Source organism: Patescibacteria group bacterium, from assembly GCA_041661625.1.
Classification (GTDB): domain Bacteria; phylum Patescibacteriota; class Patescibacteriia; order JAHIZJ01; family JAHIZJ01; genus JBAZUB01.
This window is the reverse complement of the sequence record JBAZUB010000001.1, coordinates 375,685-393,801: the sequence shown is the minus strand read 5'-3', so window position 1 is coordinate 393,801 and position 18,117 is coordinate 375,685. Positions and strand designations below refer to the sequence as shown.

15 protein-coding genes are annotated in these 18,117 nt (G+C 42.0%); 2 read left to right on the top strand and 13 right to left on the bottom strand.

Translation table 11 applies throughout. The features are described from left to right. Positions 1 to 89 precede the first annotated feature (89 nt). Both WC734_02050 and WC734_02045 read left to right on the top strand, forming a co-directional pair. Positions 90 to 2,060, top strand: a complete 1,971-nt coding sequence (locus WC734_02050) for a hypothetical protein (GenBank protein ID MFA6197921.1) — start codon at positions 90 to 92, stop codon at positions 2,058 to 2,060. A gap of 107 nt (positions 2,061 to 2,167) precedes the next feature. Next, positions 2,168 to 3,433: an oligosaccharide flippase family protein gene (locus WC734_02045; GenBank protein MFA6197920.1), complete on the top strand. Its 1,266-nt coding sequence runs from the start codon at positions 2,168 to 2,170 to the stop codon at positions 3,431 to 3,433. A 41-nt stretch (positions 3,434 to 3,474) separates the two neighbouring features. Here WC734_02045 and WC734_02040 read toward each other — a convergent pair whose 3' ends face one another. From WC734_02040 to WC734_01980, 13 genes are all read right to left on the bottom strand, one after another. Next, entirely contained in the window at positions 3,475 to 4,101 is a 627-nt protein-coding gene (locus tag WC734_02040; GenBank protein ID MFA6197919.1) for a methyltransferase domain-containing protein, read from the bottom strand. Next, complete coding sequence (locus WC734_02035) at positions 4,091 to 4,936, bottom strand: glycosyltransferase (protein ID MFA6197918.1); 846 nt, start codon at positions 4,934 to 4,936, stop codon at positions 4,091 to 4,093. The genes WC734_02040 and WC734_02035 overlap by 11 nt, the downstream gene beginning before the upstream one ends. A 54-nt stretch (positions 4,937 to 4,990) precedes the next feature. After that, complete coding sequence (locus tag WC734_02030) at positions 4,991 to 5,644, bottom strand: methyltransferase domain-containing protein (protein ID MFA6197917.1); 654 nt, start codon at positions 5,642 to 5,644, stop codon at positions 4,991 to 4,993. 38 nt (positions 5,645 to 5,682) lie between these two features. Beyond that, a complete protein-coding gene (locus tag WC734_02025; GenBank protein ID MFA6197916.1) occupies positions 5,683 to 6,972 on the bottom strand; it encodes a radical SAM protein in 1,290 nt (429 codons plus the stop codon). Between the two features lie 142 nt (positions 6,973 to 7,114). After that, the gene (locus tag WC734_02020) at positions 7,115 to 8,128 is read right to left on the bottom strand and encodes a glycosyltransferase family 4 protein (GenBank protein MFA6197915.1); all 1,014 of its coding nucleotides are present in this window, start codon (positions 8,126 to 8,128) and stop codon (positions 7,115 to 7,117) included. Next, positions 8,125 to 9,189 (bottom strand): glycosyltransferase family 4 protein, encoded by a 1,065-nt coding sequence (locus WC734_02015; protein MFA6197914.1) that lies wholly within the window; start codon positions 9,187 to 9,189, stop codon positions 8,125 to 8,127. Before WC734_02015 ends, WC734_02020 begins: the two co-directional genes overlap by 4 nt. 45 nt (positions 9,190 to 9,234) lie before the next feature. After that, the gene (locus tag WC734_02010) at positions 9,235 to 9,894 is read right to left on the bottom strand and encodes a class I SAM-dependent methyltransferase (GenBank protein MFA6197913.1); all 660 of its coding nucleotides are present in this window, start codon (positions 9,892 to 9,894) and stop codon (positions 9,235 to 9,237) included. Next, positions 9,884 to 11,011, bottom strand: coding sequence for a glycosyltransferase family 4 protein (locus tag WC734_02005; protein MFA6197912.1), 1,128 nt, complete (start codon positions 11,009 to 11,011; stop codon positions 9,884 to 9,886). Before WC734_02005 ends, WC734_02010 begins: the two co-directional genes overlap by 11 nt. Before the next feature lies 1 nt (position 11,012). Next, on the bottom strand, positions 11,013 to 11,972 hold the full coding sequence (locus WC734_02000) for a glycosyltransferase family 2 protein (protein ID MFA6197911.1): 960 nt from the start codon (positions 11,970 to 11,972) through the stop codon (positions 11,013 to 11,015). Continuing rightward, on the bottom strand, positions 11,965 to 13,323 hold the full coding sequence (locus WC734_01995) for a radical SAM protein (protein MFA6197910.1): 1,359 nt from the start codon (positions 13,321 to 13,323) through the stop codon (positions 11,965 to 11,967). Before WC734_01995 ends, WC734_02000 begins: the two co-directional genes overlap by 8 nt. Next, positions 13,320 to 14,309, bottom strand: coding sequence for a glycosyltransferase family 2 protein (locus WC734_01990; protein MFA6197909.1), 990 nt, complete (start codon positions 14,307 to 14,309; stop codon positions 13,320 to 13,322). Before WC734_01990 ends, WC734_01995 begins: the two co-directional genes overlap by 4 nt. After that, positions 14,302 to 17,067: a glycosyltransferase gene (locus tag WC734_01985; GenBank protein MFA6197908.1), complete on the bottom strand. Its 2,766-nt coding sequence runs from the start codon at positions 17,065 to 17,067 to the stop codon at positions 14,302 to 14,304. Before WC734_01985 ends, WC734_01990 begins: the two co-directional genes overlap by 8 nt. A 9-nt stretch (positions 17,068 to 17,076) precedes the next feature. Then, on the bottom strand, positions 17,077 to 18,117 hold the full coding sequence (locus WC734_01980) for a DUF362 domain-containing protein (protein MFA6197907.1): 1,041 nt from the start codon (positions 18,115 to 18,117) through the stop codon (positions 17,077 to 17,079).

Genomic DNA, 18,117 nt, shown 5'->3' with positions numbered 1-18,117 from the left:
ACTACTATTTTACTAAGAAACAATGAATATGTCAATGGTTTATATTCCTTATGATGCATGGCTGGTGAGTCTGCAGTGTGCTATACTGAATGCTGTCTAATTTAAATATGGTTGTGACACTGTTGATTAATAAGAAAACAAAAACATTTACTTATAAGTTAATTCTCTTAGTGGACCAACACGAGATCTTTTTGTTTTGGTTACTACTGTTTTTGCTGCTGCTAGTATTCTCTTGGGGTATTGGCATCCAGCATTATTCTAACCTTGGTGTGCGCCCGCTTCATACCGGAATCGCTGGCCTCATACTCGTCGTATTGATATTATTGCTCAAGCGGCCAAGAGGGATGGTATGCGCGTTTTACCGCTACAGTATTAAGGTGTCTGATACCGCATCATTGGACGACCAGGCGAGCAAATTATATAACCAGAAAAAAGAGCGTAAATTCTTTAGTAAACACCTACTTATTAGACGCTTACCTCTAGTTAGGCGGATTATTGGTTGGCTAGTCGCAGAAAGATGGAGATATGTTATTCCGCTATTTATTGTTTTTGTTGTTGGCGTGTCTCTGAGATTTTATAATTTGGGAAATCTATCACCAGCTGGCGATGAGTATCGCCACCTGATGGCCATGAAGCATTTTATTACGGAAGGTTATTATGAATATACAGATTCACACATTATTACCCATATATTAATTTATATCAGGAAGATAACCGGATCAGAGTCGCTTTGGTTGTTGCGTTTACCGTTTGCGTTTTTCGGTAGCGCTACAATTCTAATGTTTTATTTTATTGGTCGTAAAATAAATAAGTTAACGGGATTGATTGCGGCCTATCTGTTTGCGTTTCTTCCATTAGCTGTTGGAATGTCAAAGTACATTCGTGGTTATGAATTTGAAACATTTACCGCCGTGCTGGGGTTGTTGGTTGTTCTGAGTCGGTCTTGTAGAAGGAAGCCGATTATATGGTTAATCGCGCTTACGGTTGTATTATTCCTACTCGATCGATACAATCACAACCCACAATTCCAAGCCAACGCCGCACTTTTAATTCTATTCGCCGGTATTTATACCGTTATCGAAATAATAACTCGCTGGTTTAAGGACAAGAAATCAAGATTTATTGCAGTACCCTCTTTTCTGCTGCTAAGTTTGCTTGTGGGAGCGTTTGCAATCACCAAACTTACTCCGTATCATACAATGCTGAAAATTGAGTCAAGATACTTCTATATATTTAACTCAATTAATTCTGAGGTAACCTGGTTCCTTCCATTTATTCCTTATTGTGTAATTATATTTATTATATTGTGCGGTCTTTTATATCGACAATCTTTTTACTTAGTTATCTCAATACTTTTTACGACAGTGTTAATGCTGTACTTTTATTTATATTATTTTGATGCACCGCGACGCTTTCAAGTTCGGTATATTTATCTAATTTACCCATATCTGATAATACTCCTTAGTGCTGGATCGGCGTTCATATTTCGGTTAATTGCACATTATTTTAGTAACAGATCGAGATATGTCATTCCTGCGATTAGCATCATTTTGTTTCTAGGAATATTTAATCCTGGAAAAGCCATATACTTTACTCTTACTGCCGAAAGTGGTCAAATGGACAAGAACACACAGCTTGGACACTACGACGACGCGGCGTTAATCAAATATATCAATGAAAAACAGATTGATGTGTCAAAAGTATTAACCAGCGTACCCGGAACTTTGCATTACTATTATAACCAACCGTTTGCTAACTCGGGTGCTGATAAAAAGAAATATCTACTCTATCCAGACACTCAAGATTTTGAATTATGGGACAAGGAACAAATATATAGTATTAACGGCTATTGGAATGATTTAGAATTAAAGAAAATCAAAGAGCTCGTTGCCAATCAGGATATCGAGTACATTATTTTTGTCACTCAACCAAAATCAATTGATTTCCAAAACTATAAACAGATATTTGAGAAAAAGTTTCCCAACATTATTCATCTTGATACAATAGATGCCAATAAACTCTATGGCTATTATGTATACAGGGTTGTTTCAAGGAAGTAGCGGGATAATGCTGGCCACACGCAATACGCTATCGGGCGTAAGATATTGTCGGAAAGTTTGTATAAATCTATTTTACATTCAGGATCATAGAAATATAACCCCTTTTTATGTCCATAAGAACAAAATTTAAATATTTAATAAACATAACAGGTTTGGGTAGCGGATATTATTTAAAAAACGGTCTATGGGTGGCGATTCGGCAGCTGGTCGGCTTCATTACGGGCCTGGTATTCTCGGTAGCTTTTGCCCGTCTTGCTTCCAGTGAGGTATTTGGCAATTATCAACTCGTCATCTCGATAATTGCCACGCTAGCCATACTTTCAATTCCCGGATTGAACACATCGATTATCCAGTCAACTGCGCGGGGATTTGATGGAAGCTACATTAGGTCGGTACGCATCAGTTTTCTTTGGAGTCTGCTGGGCGTACCAGCCCTACTCGTGATCGGGGCTTATTATTATTATTTCCAGGGTCATGCAGTTGGTATGGCATTAATGGTGTCGTCAGTGTTTTTCCCTTTTCTTTATGCGCCAAACACCTGGGATGCTTTTTTCCAGGGAAAAGAATTATTTAGACTCTCGACAATCTACTCCTTAATCCAGGCAATTATAAACACAGCCGCGATGGTGGCGGTCTTGATTATCTGGAAAAATAATCTGATAGCAATTACTCTATTATATCTCTCAAGTCTCGGACTATTTAATATATTGTGGTATCAACGCAGTAAGCGTCGTGTTACGAACACAAACGTTGATAAATCAACATTGTCGTACGGCTGGTTTTTAACCAAGATAGGGATTTTGGAGACGTTAAGTTCTCAAATGGATCGTATTATTGTTGGAATATACTTTGGCCCCAAGGAACTGGCAGTGTATTCGATCGGTATGACAGTTGCAAGAAAAATATATGATCTAGTTAAGAGCTTCTTAGCGTTGGCCTCGCCGAGAATATCGCGCTCCAATACAGTTTCGAGTATAAAATATCTAAAGATATTTATAGCTACAGCGTTTCTCGCTGTGATATTAATTGTATTGTTTCCATTTATTATTCCCCTGCTTTATTCTGAAAAATATCACGAATCAGTTATTCTATCGCAATTGTCTATTGCGTTTTTACCCTTCTTTGTCCTTCACTCGCTCTATAGTACCCATGTATACTTATTTCTAAGAAATCGTCTTGTCATCGCCATCAATTCAGTTGTTACGCCATTTGTCTATACCGGATTGATGATAGTGTTTATACTAACATGGGGAATTACCGGATTGGCATTATTTTCGGGATTTTTCTATATAGTAAGATTGCTAATTTATTTATTACTTACACGTTGTGTAAAACAAAAAACACCCAAACCTAATACGCGTCCTGGGTTATAATAGCCAACATGTGTTAGTGGGGTGATATCCGACAGGAATTACTATGTTTCCGAAGTCGGGCCTTTAGTCGCTTCCATTTTTACTTCAATGCCGTAGCACCAGCAGATATTTGTCAAATGCCCTTCGTAAAATTCCTGCAACCTAACCGATGAATTGCATATTGCGCCAAATATGCGTTTCAGAAGAGATATAATCGGATAAATAGAAATAAAAATAAATTTGGTTGAAGTAATTTTAAAGTCGCAGCTATTATAAAATGTTGGCACTCTACGGAATAGTTTTTCTTGCCTTTTTGAATAATAGTAAAAGGTATAATAACCAAAATGTCTTACATGTGTTGGATCAGAGTAAAAGTAGGGGTTGCTGAAATGCGGTACGAACAGATTGATGATTCCGTTTGGTTTCAAAACGCGATAAATATCGATCATCAATTGATTGAAATTCGTGATATGTTCAAAGAAGCTGGTACTCTGAATCTCATCAACTGAACTATCAGGTAAAAAACTAAGCCCACTCTCCAGGTCGGCGACAATATCAATATTAGGAAGATCTAGTTTATCAATTGTAATGCTACCCGGGTACGCTTTCTTGCCTGCACCCAGCACTACGGTAACCTTACCATTGCCGGATAGCCTAGCCTGTAGGTTGATACGAATATTAGTATTCATGTTCTTGCTCGTTAACAATCTTTTGGCAGACAGCAAGCCACTCGTGTTTTTCTTCAAGGCATTTGTTTTTTAGTAACATTTTACCGATTACCGGAAGCCAATAAATACCACGAACAAACACACTCGTGTGTTGATTTAGGTATTTACCGGCACCTCCGGATGAACCTCTCGAAAAATGTGAGGCAAAGATGTGTTGATAATCTCTATCTAGATAGTATTCGGCACAAATAACATGGCGAAATGGACCAGACTGATATGTTCGGGTATTTTTCATTTCGATGTTTTCGCCTCGGTATCCCGCTTTGAGGTATTTATCTCGTAATTCCCATCCGGTATCTTGTGTTTCGTCTTTTCCACTGGGACGAAAGTCAATCTGAAGCTTGTTAAATGTTTCCATTTCGAAAAGAATAGCAAACATTAGGGGAAAGTCCTGTGGTTTTACGGACCCGGCCGGGGCGGCCGTACCAATGATTTTTACTTGGTCATTTAGGCGGTTGATCAGAATGTTGTCCCAGTCCTTGATCAGAAAAGTACAATCAGCGTCAAGAATAACGCCATAGGTAGTTTTGATATTTTGCACCATATCATTCAAGGCAGTGCCATGAGCAACCGCACCCGTCAGATTAAAGCCGTCTGCTCGATAGATGTGGACATTGTTAAATGACACTATTGCTGCAGCGAGAGTCGTGTAATCCGACAGCTGTGAATTGTTGTCGCGGATAATGACTTGGTATTCGTTTTTTGTTAATCTCGATAAGCAATATAGCGTATTAATTACAAACGCGCTTGAGTTGTAATTCGTAATGCAAATAGTTATTAAGGGTTTCTGGGTCATAACATAAACGCACGATAGTATACAATCATCTGTGAATATGAGTGGATTATGAGGTCATTTCTTTTCTGCAACAATGAAATATCCGCCGTGATATGAATTTAATAGATTATTATTTTTCACAACAGGCCAGGAATCAAATTTCGTTATTAAATCCAAAAACGGAAATAACAAGTAGCCAAGATGTCTCAATCCGAAAGGAAGACTCTTAATCAATGATCTGGTCATGTCCCCCCAAACTAAAAAGTATGTTCCCATGATTACACAGCGTTTGACAGAAAAAGATGAGTGGCGTAAAATCATTCGCCATTTTTCTTCGGTCCAACGCTGATAATCGAACGGATCGGCGTGGACCGGAAATAGGAATGGAGCCGATAGTATCAGATTGCCACCAGTTTTTAATACTCTGCTGCATTCCCGCAAACCCGCCTCAATATTGTTGACATGCTCAAACAGCTCAATAGCATTGACAACATCAATACTGCCCGTTTGGATCTGGGGCATGTCGGTGACATCAAGCAGTATGTCCGGCGCATACTTTATGTCGATATCAGCAAATATCCATTTTAGTACGTCGTTCTTTGGTTTGACAAAATTGCCACGATCGCGACCACCAATATCAAGTACAGTACCACGATACACCGTACGATATTGATTCTGGATTTGATCCAGTAATTTACGTCGGTAGGTGGCCCAGAAGTAATATTGCATAAAACTGAATATATTTGACACGTCGATATGGCTAGGAATTACAGCGTCGTCTGACTATTTAGTTTATCTAAATATTTCTCGTCTGAAAATGGATTATCATCCAAGATCTCTAGACCATCAACTGGGGCGGGGGAGTGATTGCGGCGGTACTCAGCAAAGAATGATTTGACGGCATTATCACGGATTTTCGCATACTCATTGGCATCGGTATTGCGCATCTTTTCACGATCGCAATTTTTGCAATATTTACATATTGGATTCAGAGGTTCTTTGTTTACGGTGCTGCGTAAATACTGAAACACGGGATGGTTCCATAATGTCATGAAATCAGCCCGCTTGGAAAGTTTTAATTTTCGGTAGTTAATTTTGCATAGAACAATCCGATTACATACGCTGACATAGAAAGAATCTTTTTCATCAAGAACTGGGTCAAAAAATAAATTTAACCACGGAAATGGGCAGGTAGAATTCTTTTTGTAGTTTTCGTTATTCCAATCTGGCTTCTCGTTCTTTTCGGCCCAGTGTGATGGGGTGGTTGGCTTCAAGTGGACCCCTAGTTTATCGGCATATTGATAGATTTTATCTAGCTCTTCGTTACCTTGCTTGGTGTCATAGTCATATGAAACCATCTTGTCTTGAAGTTTGTTCCGACCGCCGTAGTACTTATTAATAAGCACCGCACTTACATTGAGACGTTTAGCAGTATCAATAACTGCGGTTGCTTCAGTCGCGTTTTCCTTCTGTAGGGCGAAATTAAATTCAATAAATGGTTTTTTCTTGCCAGCTTCTAATTTTCGTTCGGCTAGATACTGCAAATTATTGTTTACATTATCTATGTCACCAGTAGTGGACAATTCGTGGTATTTATCTTTTGTACCAGCGTGGTATGAGACTAATATATAATCAAAACCATATTTCACAAATAAATCAGCATATTCCTTGGTTAATACTGAGGCATTGGTATTTACCATCATCCTTGTGCCGTATTTTGATTTTAAATATGCCAAGATCTTTTTTAGGTCAGGATTGAGAAGCGGTTCAGCGGATCCGCCGTACAACTCAAGATTTTTTGCCGTGGATAAAAATGATTCAAAATTATTAACATCATTCATGTCAATCGCATTGCAGGGGCGATTGGGATACATTACGTTATCCTTGTGTATTTCACAAAATAAACAGCGATAGTTGCAGATTGAAATAGGCGCTACCCTAATTAGTATTGGGTTATTTTCTGTCTTGGCTGAGGCCTGATTTAGGCTGTGTGCCGCTATTAAAAGGTTGCGGTATTTCTTGAGTTTGTTGGTGTTCGGTGTGAGTTTGGCAAACATATACCCAAGCGTAGCCAAAACACGATTATCTGCCACGGTGTTGAAGGGTCCCCTAGTCATCGTTTTTTCGAAATAAAAAATTAGTCCAGGCTGAAATTAACCCTTATATTGTACACAATATCGCCGATCTATACAAATATTGCTAATAGGTTAATCTAGTACGAATCAGGTAGGCGATAGACATGAGATCTAGTTTCATTCGATTGGTAAAGGATGGGCCAGTAGTCTGGCGTGTCCTAGTGGTGTGTACCATTTCTGCAAAGGCTTGATACTGATTAACGACAGATCTTATTGATGGGCTGACAATAGCCTTCTGATGCCGTTCGTATTGGCTGGACATAATATCTAGACATGTGGATGTTTCTTCGGGTTTATTGAATGTCAGTCCAGCATCACGGATTAGCTCCGGGTGACCACCACTCTTGAGAACAATAGCCGGTAATCCACATTGGAGCGCCTCGATCAATGAATTAGAACATGGATCATTCATTGATGCGCTCAAGTACACATCGGATTGGCGCAAGTATTCTGCGAGTTTGTAGCTGTCTACGGGTGGAATATGTTTTATACGCTTAAAAACAGTGGGGCTATTGCCGATAAATATCATTTCATATTTTTTGGTATCTAGGTGCTGATCGAGCCATTGGTATGCGGCAAAACCCTTATTCTGATTCGGTGACCAGCTAGTAGCGATAATTTTTAATTTCCGGTTCATGTCGAAAACTATTCGTCCGCGGGGGTGGAATATTTCAGGATCGGCAGCGTTATATATGACAGTTTCGAAAATCTTAGTTTTTAAACCTAGTTTCTTATTTTCATTTTGCGAAAATTCAGATTGAAATACGGTACCATCGGCAAGCACATTATTCAATTGGTAGATCGATTTATCAATATATATATGATGTCCGCGATAGCCAGAGATTGGTCCATCAATACGATGGATGATGGTTTTACCTTTTTGTTTTAATTTTATTATTAATTGCGTATCCGACCAGGGAGCATCGAATGGGAACGAATTAAACAACACTATGTCGGCTTTCCATGGGTCAGCTTCGTAAACGCCAATTTGTTCGAGGTGTCGTTTGAGCGCCTTTAGAAACTGATTACCGCCGCCATAAGGACCGTCTTTAAATTTATATTGTATGTGAATTTTCATATTAGAGTAGAATAGATTTCGGTGTAGTATCGTTGAGCAATGCGATCCCAAGAAAATTGGGCCACCTTGCGCAATCCGCTGGAGACTAGTTTGCGGCTGAGAGCGCTATCTTCGATAATCCGCAGACTATGTCGGACCAGGGCGTCAACATCTTCAACGTCGGCCAAGAGAGCATCTTCGCCATCATTGATTATATCGGGCACCATACCGACTTTTGTACTGACGACCGGAACCCCGGTAGCGAGTGCTTCCAAAATTTGTTTCGGGCCGCCCTCTATCCGAGAAGTGATTAGATAAAGATCCAGCAAGTTATAGAGTCGGGCTACCGCCGATAAATCGTTGAGATAGCCAAATGTCCGGTAGGGGATGTTGCGTTTGGTAAGCTCATTTATCACATAGCCCCGAGCTGGTCCGACCAAAACTATATATATTGGTTGAGTCTTTGAAAGTTGTTCAACCACCTTGATATATATATCCGGTCCCTTGATAAGTTTTGGCACGTCACCTCTGCCCCAACCGTCGCCATCTTTTTGAAATGAACCGATTATGCAGGCATTCTCGGGAATACCCAGTTTCTTTCTTTGGGTCTGTTTTGAGGTTGACTCGGCGGGTCGGAATATCGAGAGATCCACGCCAAGCGGAATAACGGTTAGGCTAGTCTCTTTAATGCCGGCCTGGATTAAATGTTGTTTGGTAGAGTGACAGGAAGTGTGAATACGATCAAAAGAACTTTGCGAATCAATGATAAGCTGGTTGGTCTTTAAGTCAGGAACGTAATGGAACCAAGTCAATACACGGTGTTTAGCTGTGGTTGGTTTGTTGTCTAGGATGCTCCGTAGGGCCGTATATTCGGAACCATAATGCGTAATAGCGCCTCGGTAGCCTCGGTCGGTTAAGGCGGCTCGAGCGGTAACTAGCTTAAGTTGATTCAGCGCTTGAGTGATATATTTGCCATCATACTGGATGGACCAATGAGCTGGCTCCACAACATATAAAAGCTGCGAAGTATGGTCAAGAGTGTTTCGCAAACTATCAAATAGTTGTTTTATCCGGGTATTCATGGGATTGTCATAAAAGTATAGCGCCCATATGCCTTGTTTTACATATCATAAAGACACAACCACGGACCAAATTTCCCCGAACTGAATCGTTGATTCGACAATTCTGAGGTGCGCTTGGTTTAATTCGTTTTGAAATGATTCGAAAGTATATTCAGTTCGATGATCTTTGTCAGAGTAGGGGAATAGTCCTAAGCTCTGCTGGTACAGCGGCAGCCAGTCCCGGTTGATCATGGGAACGCGAATCAATAGGGTCGGAGCCAGCTGACGAATGTCATTCAAGAAAGCTGCCCGATCCGTGATATGCTCCAGAACGTTAGAAAGTATCACGTAATCAAACTGCTCTTGAAACTTTTCCCGAGTCGCGTCTGCCAAGCGAAAATCGATATTCGGCGCTAAATAATGTTTTTTAGCAAAAGCAATGCTATCCGGATTGAGATCGACCGCCACGACTCGTTTGGCCTTTTTGGCTACATCGGCCGCAACGATTCCGATGCCACAGCCGATATCGAGCACGACCGAATCTGATTGAATGTGGTCAGTAAAGAATTTGTGATACTTCATCAAGCTGTGTTTGGGGTGAATGCCGTGATTGTCTGCGACCACAAAAGAATTAATCAGCATTAACGACAGATTGTGCAGTTTGATGCTGGTACGAATCAGCCAGCGGCGCGTAGGCTTGAATTTGCCAATGGAATTAATGATCATGATTTAGTAGTTGCTGATAAATTGCCAGCTCCTTTTGAGCGATGTTGGTCAAGGAAAAATATTCCATTATATACGCACGCGCTTTTTTGCCCAACTCAGCTTGTCGCGCTTTATCCTGTAATAATATTTCGATATTGCTTCGTAATGACGACACAGTGTTTTGGGAAAGGAGGCCGGTTTTACCGGATATGATCAAGTCATGTACACCGGTTACGTCAAAGCCAATCACTGGCAGGGCGCAACTCATGGCTTCCAGTAAAGATTTAGGATTGCCCTCGTGCAATGACGGGAACACGCACAAACGGGACGCGTTAAAATATTTCGGTAAATCCTGATTTGGAACCTGCGCGATAATGTCCAGCGATATGTGTTGCTGGGCGGCGAATTCTTTCAAGGAATGCTCTTGCGGTCCTCGGCCAATGAAACACACCGAAACAGTAAGCCCGGAAATAGCTTCAAGGATGGCTCGATGATTTTTATTGTCATTTAAATGAGCTACATATATGATATCATATTTTTTCTCAGTCGGCTGAGGCGAAAAGAGATCAGTATCGATGGCGTTGTTCATTTGAACTATTTTGTCTTTGGCAAAAGCATAGCGTGTACGCAAATGGTCGACATTGTTCTTCATTGGCATAAAAATACGATCGGCAAAACGACAGGACAGGTACTCAGACAAACCAATATACCAGCGATAGTGGAGCGGGCGGTGGAGCCGTTTTACTACGGATGAACCGACAAATCCGAAACGCGCCACGCATTTGTTGTGATACAGCCATTTGGTAATAATTGCCGCCAGCGAGCCGGAGCACTGATTGGTTTTTAGTATCCCGCATTGAGCTAGTATCCGGCGGTGGCGGAAGGGGATGGCAATCTCGTATAGATAATCATAGAGCCGAATAGCTTTTGGGATAATGACAATGTTTTTTTCAACGGCGTGTTGATATGACAAATCTTGTTTCGTGCCGTAGGTGAATATATAGATGCGCCTAAAACTGCTGGCCATTCGATTATAGATGGCTAGCTCGCGACTTAGGATGCCAACCTGATCCCAGCGTTCGAGGCTAGTTCCATTATCCAGAAATAAGGCGAGATTTGTGTCTGACAGTTGCGTCATACTAGCGGTTGTGTAATTTCTCCATCAGTCGAATAATGCGCTGCGGCAGGCAGGCGATCAGGTAGTAGATAGCCACTTTATTGAAAAAGCCATGCTGTGACAAATATTTGGCCGCGTATTTCTTCAACAAACCCCGGTTGTGTAGTTCATACAGTAGGTTGATATAGCGTTCATCCGCTAGGCGCTCGCTAAACTTGGGCGGTTTTAATTCGAGGATGGTTTTTGGATTAAAGTTATCGTAATCACTCCATCCGGTCGATTTACATTGAAAATAAAAATGCCGCATCTTCAGGGCAAATTTGTGAGCGTAAAAAGAATTAGAAAAAGAAATAGATTGTTTAATAAAACGATACTTGATTAACGGTTCCGATAAGTTGGCCAATTTCTTTCCAGCCAGCAGTAGGCGGAGATATAAGTCATAATCCTCACAGTGTAAAGCTTTGTCGCGGTATCGGATGAATGGTTCGGATAAAAACATTATTGACGGATGGGACAAGCAATTTGATTTCTCCAGCTTTGCGCAAATAGCATCCGGTTTGGTAGTTACACGAGTTGTGCCCAATACTTGACCGCGCTCATCAATAATGGTTGTAGCGGTGCCGACAAGAAATATATCACTGTGCGATCTTAGAAATTCTGTCTGGATGGCTAGTCGATGGGGCAGGGAAATATCGTCTGCGTCCATGCGTGCAATATATTTTCCTGTTGCAGTATCAAGCGCCTTGTTTAAAGATTTAATGAGTCCAAGATTAGTTTCATTCCAAATAACTGTAATACGGCTATCTTGTTTCTGGAATTTATTTAGTATGGTTTGGGTGTTGTCGGTTGATCCATCGTTAACGATAATGAATTCAAAATCAGTCAGTGACTGGTTCAAAATAGATAGGATCGCCTCCGAAATGTAACATTCGGTGTTGTAAACGGACATAATTACCGAAACCGTTGGGTTCGTATCAGGCATTTGTTACAAAGTAACCCTGTATCCGTTTGTAAGTTTGATAGACTGGCGAAAAAATAAACCAGCGCCGGAGCAGAAGATAGACGGCTTTACGGTAGTCGGTTTTCTTAAACACCTCATATTGAAATGTCTTGGCAAAGTGAATAATTTGCGACTGGGTCAGATCGGGTAGTTTTAGCACTGATTTATTTATGAAGTTGAAAGATTGTTTTTTTGTCACAAAACCTTCGCGATAGGATAGGTCGCCCAATGGCGTGCCTGGGAAGGGGTAATAGATCGATACCTGGACATCGGTCGGTTGGATGATGCGGTTTAGTTCGATGGTTTTGAGCACGCTAGCTTCTGTTTCATGAGGCATACCAACCATATTGAATGACGATGTTTCCAAGCCATGTTTTTTTGCCAAAGCAAAGGCGGTGATAATGTGCTCATTCAGCATGTATCGGTTGAGGTATTTTTTACGGTATTCTTCGTCGCCTGACTCAATACCGATGCTTATACTGCGACAGCCACTATCGCGCAATATAATGGCGGTCTCTTCGTCAAATAACTCGGGTCTAGTATTGCAGTAGTAGGGGAGTCCGACTCTTTGGCGATACTGCCGGCAAAAATCAGTCAGCCATTGTTTGTCCTTCGTGAAGCTGTCGTCGTCAAAACAAAGGTGTGTCGGATGATATTCTTTAACGAATCTCTCCGTTTCCTCAATCGCCGAGTCAGCGCCACGAATACGAATTACCGGTCCTTTACCCAGGAATATTTGTTTCAGTCGGCTGTTGCAGCAGTACGCGCAGGAATACGGACAGCCTCGAGAGAACATCAGATTGGGGTAGCTTAAGACAACATGGCGTGGGAAAGCGGATCGGTCTGGAAATGGCAGCGTATTCAGATCAACCACAAGATCATCAAGTTCGTTTCGGATAATTTTACCATCGCGCCAGAACCAGAAATTTTTTACATCTCGATAGTCTTCACCGCGTTCAAGTTTCTTAATGATATTCAGCAGTGAGTATTCACCCTCACCGACGCACAAGCCGTCAATGTCTTTGGTTTCAGTTAGACAGTTTGGGAATAGAATGGCGTGCTTGCCACCAACGAATATTGGCAAATTAAAATCTCGTTTTATCCTAGCCGCTGTTTCCTTGATGTAGCTCCAATAATTGGTGTAGCACGAAATTGCCAGTACATCCGGTTTATAATCTTCGATTTCTTTTTTTATCGCGTGATAGCTGGTATTGCGAATTACATAAACACGGACATCATGATGGTTTTGTTTCAGTACGGCGGCTATCGAACCGACGCCGGAATTAAACGCCGCCAGATTTTCAATTATTGGAAATAGGAATAGTACTTTCATATTGGTCGTTTGATTTTTAGGAATACGTCATCTGGCAGGGTCCGTTCGGTCTGGATTCTGCGCCGCTCTTTTATGAGTGATTTATAATTATTAAAAAAGTATCCAACGGAAAACATGAAACGGGACACAACATGCCAGTCTCTGTAGCGTAGCATATTTAGTGCCGTTTTCATAATGCAGATTAAGCAGAAATACGGGTAAGCAATCAACAAATTCACCAGTCGGTAGTTTTTGAACATTACCCGTGACAGTCCGGAAAAATGATAACCATATTTCCAGAGCCAGCCAGCTTTATTTGTTTTTCGAGCCGTGCCTAAGTGGCATAATATTTGCTTATTATATACATAGGTACGGTATCCGTAAATGGCCGCCCGTAAGCCCAGGTCGCCCACGTCTAAATAATATGGCTGGGAGACATCATATCCGCCGAGCGTGGTGAAGGTACTTTTCTTGAAAAATATCGCTCCACCGTCGGGTGAGCTGGCCGGATGGAACTCTTGTTTGGATAGAGCGTCAATCGACAGGGGCCGGTTGGCGTAGACCGAAAATAGGCTGATAAAACCGCCATACAGTTTCGTCTTCGTCTGATCGGTTTGTTCCTTCATTAACAAGCTGATGAAGCCTGGGTTAGACAGTCTTTGGTACAACTGAATGAGCTCTGATAATAATGTGGGCGTCTCGATTAGTATATCTTCATCAAGTAATAAAATATACTCTCCCTTGGCTTTAGCCACGCCCAGGTTCTTGCCCCGGCCGTAGCCGGTGTTTTCTTGGTATTCAACTAGACGTAAACGTGGATCACGACGCGATGCCGATCTTAGAAAGTTGATACTTTCATCGGTTGAGTGATTATCTACGACCAATATTTCGTATTGCGTATAATCAAGCTGCAGCAACGGGGGAATGGTTTGCTGAAGATACGCCAAACCATTGTAATTCAGCATCACAACACTGATTAAGAGCGATTGATCAGCCGGGCTAGTCATGGGTGTGGCGATGCGTTGTTAATGCGAGGATCTTATGGACCACCAAGCCCCAACTGAATCTCTCCAAATTTCGTTTTCCATACTCGATCAACTGTTGTCGGTAAGACTCATTAGAAATAATCTTGATAATACCATCACGAATATCATCGATAGAGTAGGGGTCTACGATGTACGCTCCACGGCCGGCAATTTCGGGACAGCTGGTGACATTTGAAGTTAGTACGGGACAGCCAGACGCCTGAGCTTCCAGTATTGGCAAGCCAAACCCTTCAAAAATTGATGGATACAAGTAGAGAGTCGCTCTTTGGTAAAGCGCTCTTAGCTCTTCTTCGGTAATGTAGCCTAGAAAAAACACTCGGTCCGCCAGATTGTCCTTGATAAATTGTCGTACGTCGGCGTCATACCAAGATTGGCTGGCGGTGACATAGAAGTTATGAGGGATTTGGTCTTTGACCTGGGCAAAGGCTTGAAACATCCGTAGCGCGTTTTTGCGCGGGCTTAGCACGCCGCAATAAAATAAGTAGGGTGCCTCAATGTTAAGTTTGCGGAATATTTCTTCGATTCGTTGTTGGGGGACCGGTTGTTTGAACCGCTCTTCTACCGCCTCAAATATCACTTTAAGCTTATCGGGCTTGAGGCCCATTTTACGAATCGCGTCCTGCTTCGTAGCTTCGGAGACCGCTAGAACGTAGTCAGCTTTATTACATGAAATTGGAGCAGCCAACTTTAGATATATAGTATCCATCAGTTTATATTCCAGAAACTTTTCTTTCATGAAAGCTAGATCGTGTATTACGACCAGTTTTTTGAATGAGAATACCAGGTGGGTTAGGGGAATGGTACACTTCGGATAGATCATATAGTGGCACTTTTCCCGGCGGATACTCGGAAAGATTTGGAAATACTCCCACAATATTTTGTTTATCTTTTTAACGTATGCTACCTTGACGCGAGTAAAGCTGTTTTGGTAGCTTGGTTCGTCGGTAAATAACACAAATTGATAATGGGGATTGTTTACGTTATCAAATTCGGACAGAACATTGTTGATGAATCGGGTCACGCCGCCGCTAGTTAAGCCACGAGCCAGCAAACCGATTTTTATCGGTTGGCTAAACCCTGCCATTGTCTGATCGGGTGGCGTGACGGGTTTTTTGGCTTTTACTATATACGCCCAAGGAATCTTGAGCCAAGAATTCATCGGGATTATTTCGATATTAGAAAAACCCGATTGTTCCATCCAACGTCGAATTTCAGCGTGTCGGTAGCAGTATTTCTTGACGTGTCGCACGTGGCGCGCCATCCAGATATATAGACCACCCCAGCCTTTTGGCGATATGGCCGTAAATATCAATTCGCCGTTTGGCTCAAGTACCGCGTGCGAGTTTTGGATGAATGCTTGCAGTTCATTGGGTCCTAGATAATCGGCCAACCAAGACGAAAATACTAAGTCGTATTTTCCAGGCACTTTGTCTTTGAAGTCATTTGCGCCACTCTCGATTACCGGGAACGATTGGCCGGTGGCGAGGTGAACGTTTTTATCGACCCCCAGTACACGATTGTCCTGTGCCGTGAAAAAGTTGGTATAACATCCCGTACCGCAGCCGACGTCGAGAATATTACGGTGGTGAATTGATTTTACCAACGGCATTAAGATGCGGTCAGATGGCATGCGCCAAAAAAAGTATGTTGGCAGGAAGCGCTTGTTATACTGTTTAGCGCTGATATTTTTATAACGAAGATAGTTGTTGAACCGCAGTCCTCGTTTCAGGGTGGACAGTTCGGGTATAATGTTATTTTCTCGATACAGCTGAGCCACCTGGTTAACGCTGACAAATTGACAACCCAGTTTCTTGAGATATTGAAGGATCTGAGTTAAACGATTAAGGTACATTTTCTGCTCGATTTTTGATCTGACAAACGGCGTTCCTTTGATTACCGTCTCCATCGAATGAAACATCATCGTGAAGACAATAATCGGCTGGTCTTGATATAGTTGGATGGTCTTTGAAATCAGACGTTTTTGTTCAATTACGGTCATGTGGGTCGGGCGCAGCCATTGATAATACAGCCAGCTATCCGGCAGCAGGCGTCCGAAGCGGCCTAGTCGTTTACCAAAAATAGTTAAGGGAATTTTAAGAATTGTATTTGGGTCATCGTTGGCCTCGTAGAAGTTTTCTGATGCAACATAGTAGGGCTGGATTGGTGCGTTTGAGTGGTCGGGCCCGCCTCTGGTTGTCCAGTCAATGAATGGGGTGACCGAGCTATCCGACCGGTACCCAAGCTTTTTAAGGGATTGGATGGTGTCGAGATCCGCCCCGAAACGACCAGCTCGATAAGAAATGGGTCGGCGACCGATGCGAGCCTCGATTAGTTCGGTAAAGTTCTTAATTTTTTCAAATTCAACTTCCTTCGAGTAAACGGAGCAGGTAAACTCATCGGCGACGGTGCCACTGGCGTCACTATATTTTTGTTGTGGCTCAATATATTCTGGGTGAAGGTGGGCGCCAATTTCAGCTCCCTGTTCCTGTTCGTTTTTAAGGATGCGAATGCAAGCATCATCCTTGATCACAGAAGGGGAGGTGAAGTAAGTCGGGTTGATATCGTACTTATTCCAAAGTGGTCGGTATAGTTCAGGAATAAAGCGCGTTACGGAAGAAAATGCGATCGGTTTTGTGATCCGCCAATTAATATCGCAATCAGGTTCGGTATCGAGCGTAATAGCGCAAAGTATTAAGGGTTTCTTTGGGGAGCTCGTCATAAAATATGATTAACGTTTTGGATCATTGGGTTTATTAGATTCTTTAAAATACCAACTATAGCTTCCACCGCGCAGCCGCTTCAAAATGTGGCGCAACCGATAGGTTATTTTGGTTTGAAACCATTCACTGAATAAAATATTCACAATCCACTTATGTTGCATCAGATGACCCTCGATAGTGATAAACAAATTCTTTTTTGAGGGCTGAAAATTACGGCGGACATCTTTGAGATTCCCAGTTCCAACTATTGAAATATTATTGAGATCGCATTTGGCCCAGTCATTGCATAAACTGATATGTTGTATTTTGACAGGATCAAAACCCATAATTTGGGCGACGGTCGCGTCATTGAGCAGGGGGTTATCGGCAAAAAGCATGACATCGAGATTTACTCGCCGACCATAGAGCGGGCCATTGCCCTCCATGGCGACAATGCCATCGGTGACAATAAACATTTTATCGTAAAACAACTGATTCAAATCGGCCAATGTCTGATGAATGTTCTTATGATAAATGATGCGGCGCGGGTCCGGGATAGTGCCAAACATATTTTTAAGGGCGCAGGTAATCGTGGCATATTTATGCGTCTTGATCTTTGGCAGGTTAATGATTAGATCTGACGCCATCAGGGTCTCTCCCATGATTAAATCGGTCACGAATTTGCCTCCTGGTATGGGCACTCGAATATGACGATCGTAAGTGAGATTGACGATAGTAAAGTTGTATTTATCTTTGAGTGCATTCACACCCATTATTTCCAAGGCACGATCAAGCTTCCGACCCTTAATGCGGGTGCCGGATTCGCTTTCGCCGAGATAGATTTTAAGATGGGTGTAGGCCGACAAATATTTCAAAATCGCCTCAATTATTCGAATGTCGGTATTAGCACCTTCATCAATGTACTGCTTGATATCTACCACCAGGTTTGGTTTCAGGAATACGGTCTTGATGCGGCGCAGTTTTTCTTCCATGCCAAACGCGACGAATCCATCCTGAATGATTCGGTCGAGATCTGGCCCTGAAAATTTGTATAGTCCGACTTTATTCAT

Coding starts and splice junctions, on each gene's coding strand:
- WC734_01995 (MFA6197910.1), bottom strand. CDS start 13,323: ATGAAAGTACTATTCCTATTTCCAATAATTGAAAATCTGGCGGCGTTT.
- WC734_02010 (MFA6197913.1), bottom strand. CDS start 9,894: ATGATCATTAATTCCATTGGCAAATTCAAGCCTACGCGCCGCTGGCTG.
- WC734_02000 (MFA6197911.1), bottom strand. CDS start 11,972: ATGCCTGATACGAACCCAACGGTTTCGGTAATTATGTCCGTTTACAAC.
- WC734_02030 (MFA6197917.1), bottom strand. CDS start 5,644: ATGCAATATTACTTCTGGGCCACCTACCGACGTAAATTACTGGATCAA.
- WC734_02025 (MFA6197916.1), bottom strand. CDS start 6,972: ATGTTTGCCAAACTCACACCGAACACCAACAAACTCAAGAAATACCGC.
- WC734_02050 (MFA6197921.1), top strand. CDS start 90: ATGCTGTCTAATTTAAATATGGTTGTGACACTGTTGATTAATAAGAAA.
- WC734_02040 (MFA6197919.1), bottom strand. CDS start 4,101: ATGAATACTAATATTCGTATCAACCTACAGGCTAGGCTATCCGGCAAT.
- WC734_01990 (MFA6197909.1), bottom strand. CDS start 14,309: ATGACTAGCCCGGCTGATCAATCGCTCTTAATCAGTGTTGTGATGCTG.
- WC734_02035 (MFA6197918.1), bottom strand. CDS start 4,936: ATGACCCAGAAACCCTTAATAACTATTTGCATTACGAATTACAACTCA.
- WC734_02015 (MFA6197914.1), bottom strand. CDS start 9,189: ATGAATACCCGGATAAAACAACTATTTGATAGTTTGCGAAACACTCTT.
- WC734_01985 (MFA6197908.1), bottom strand. CDS start 17,067: ATGACGAGCTCCCCAAAGAAACCCTTAATACTTTGCGCTATTACGCTC.
- WC734_01980 (MFA6197907.1), bottom strand. CDS start 18,117: ATGAATAAAGTCGGACTATACAAATTTTCAGGGCCAGATCTCGACCGA.
- WC734_02045 (MFA6197920.1), top strand. CDS start 2,168: ATGTCCATAAGAACAAAATTTAAATATTTAATAAACATAACAGGTTTG.
- WC734_02020 (MFA6197915.1), bottom strand. CDS start 8,128: ATGAAAATTCACATACAATATAAATTTAAAGACGGTCCTTATGGCGGC.
- WC734_02005 (MFA6197912.1), bottom strand. CDS start 11,011: ATGACGCAACTGTCAGACACAAATCTCGCCTTATTTCTGGATAATGGA.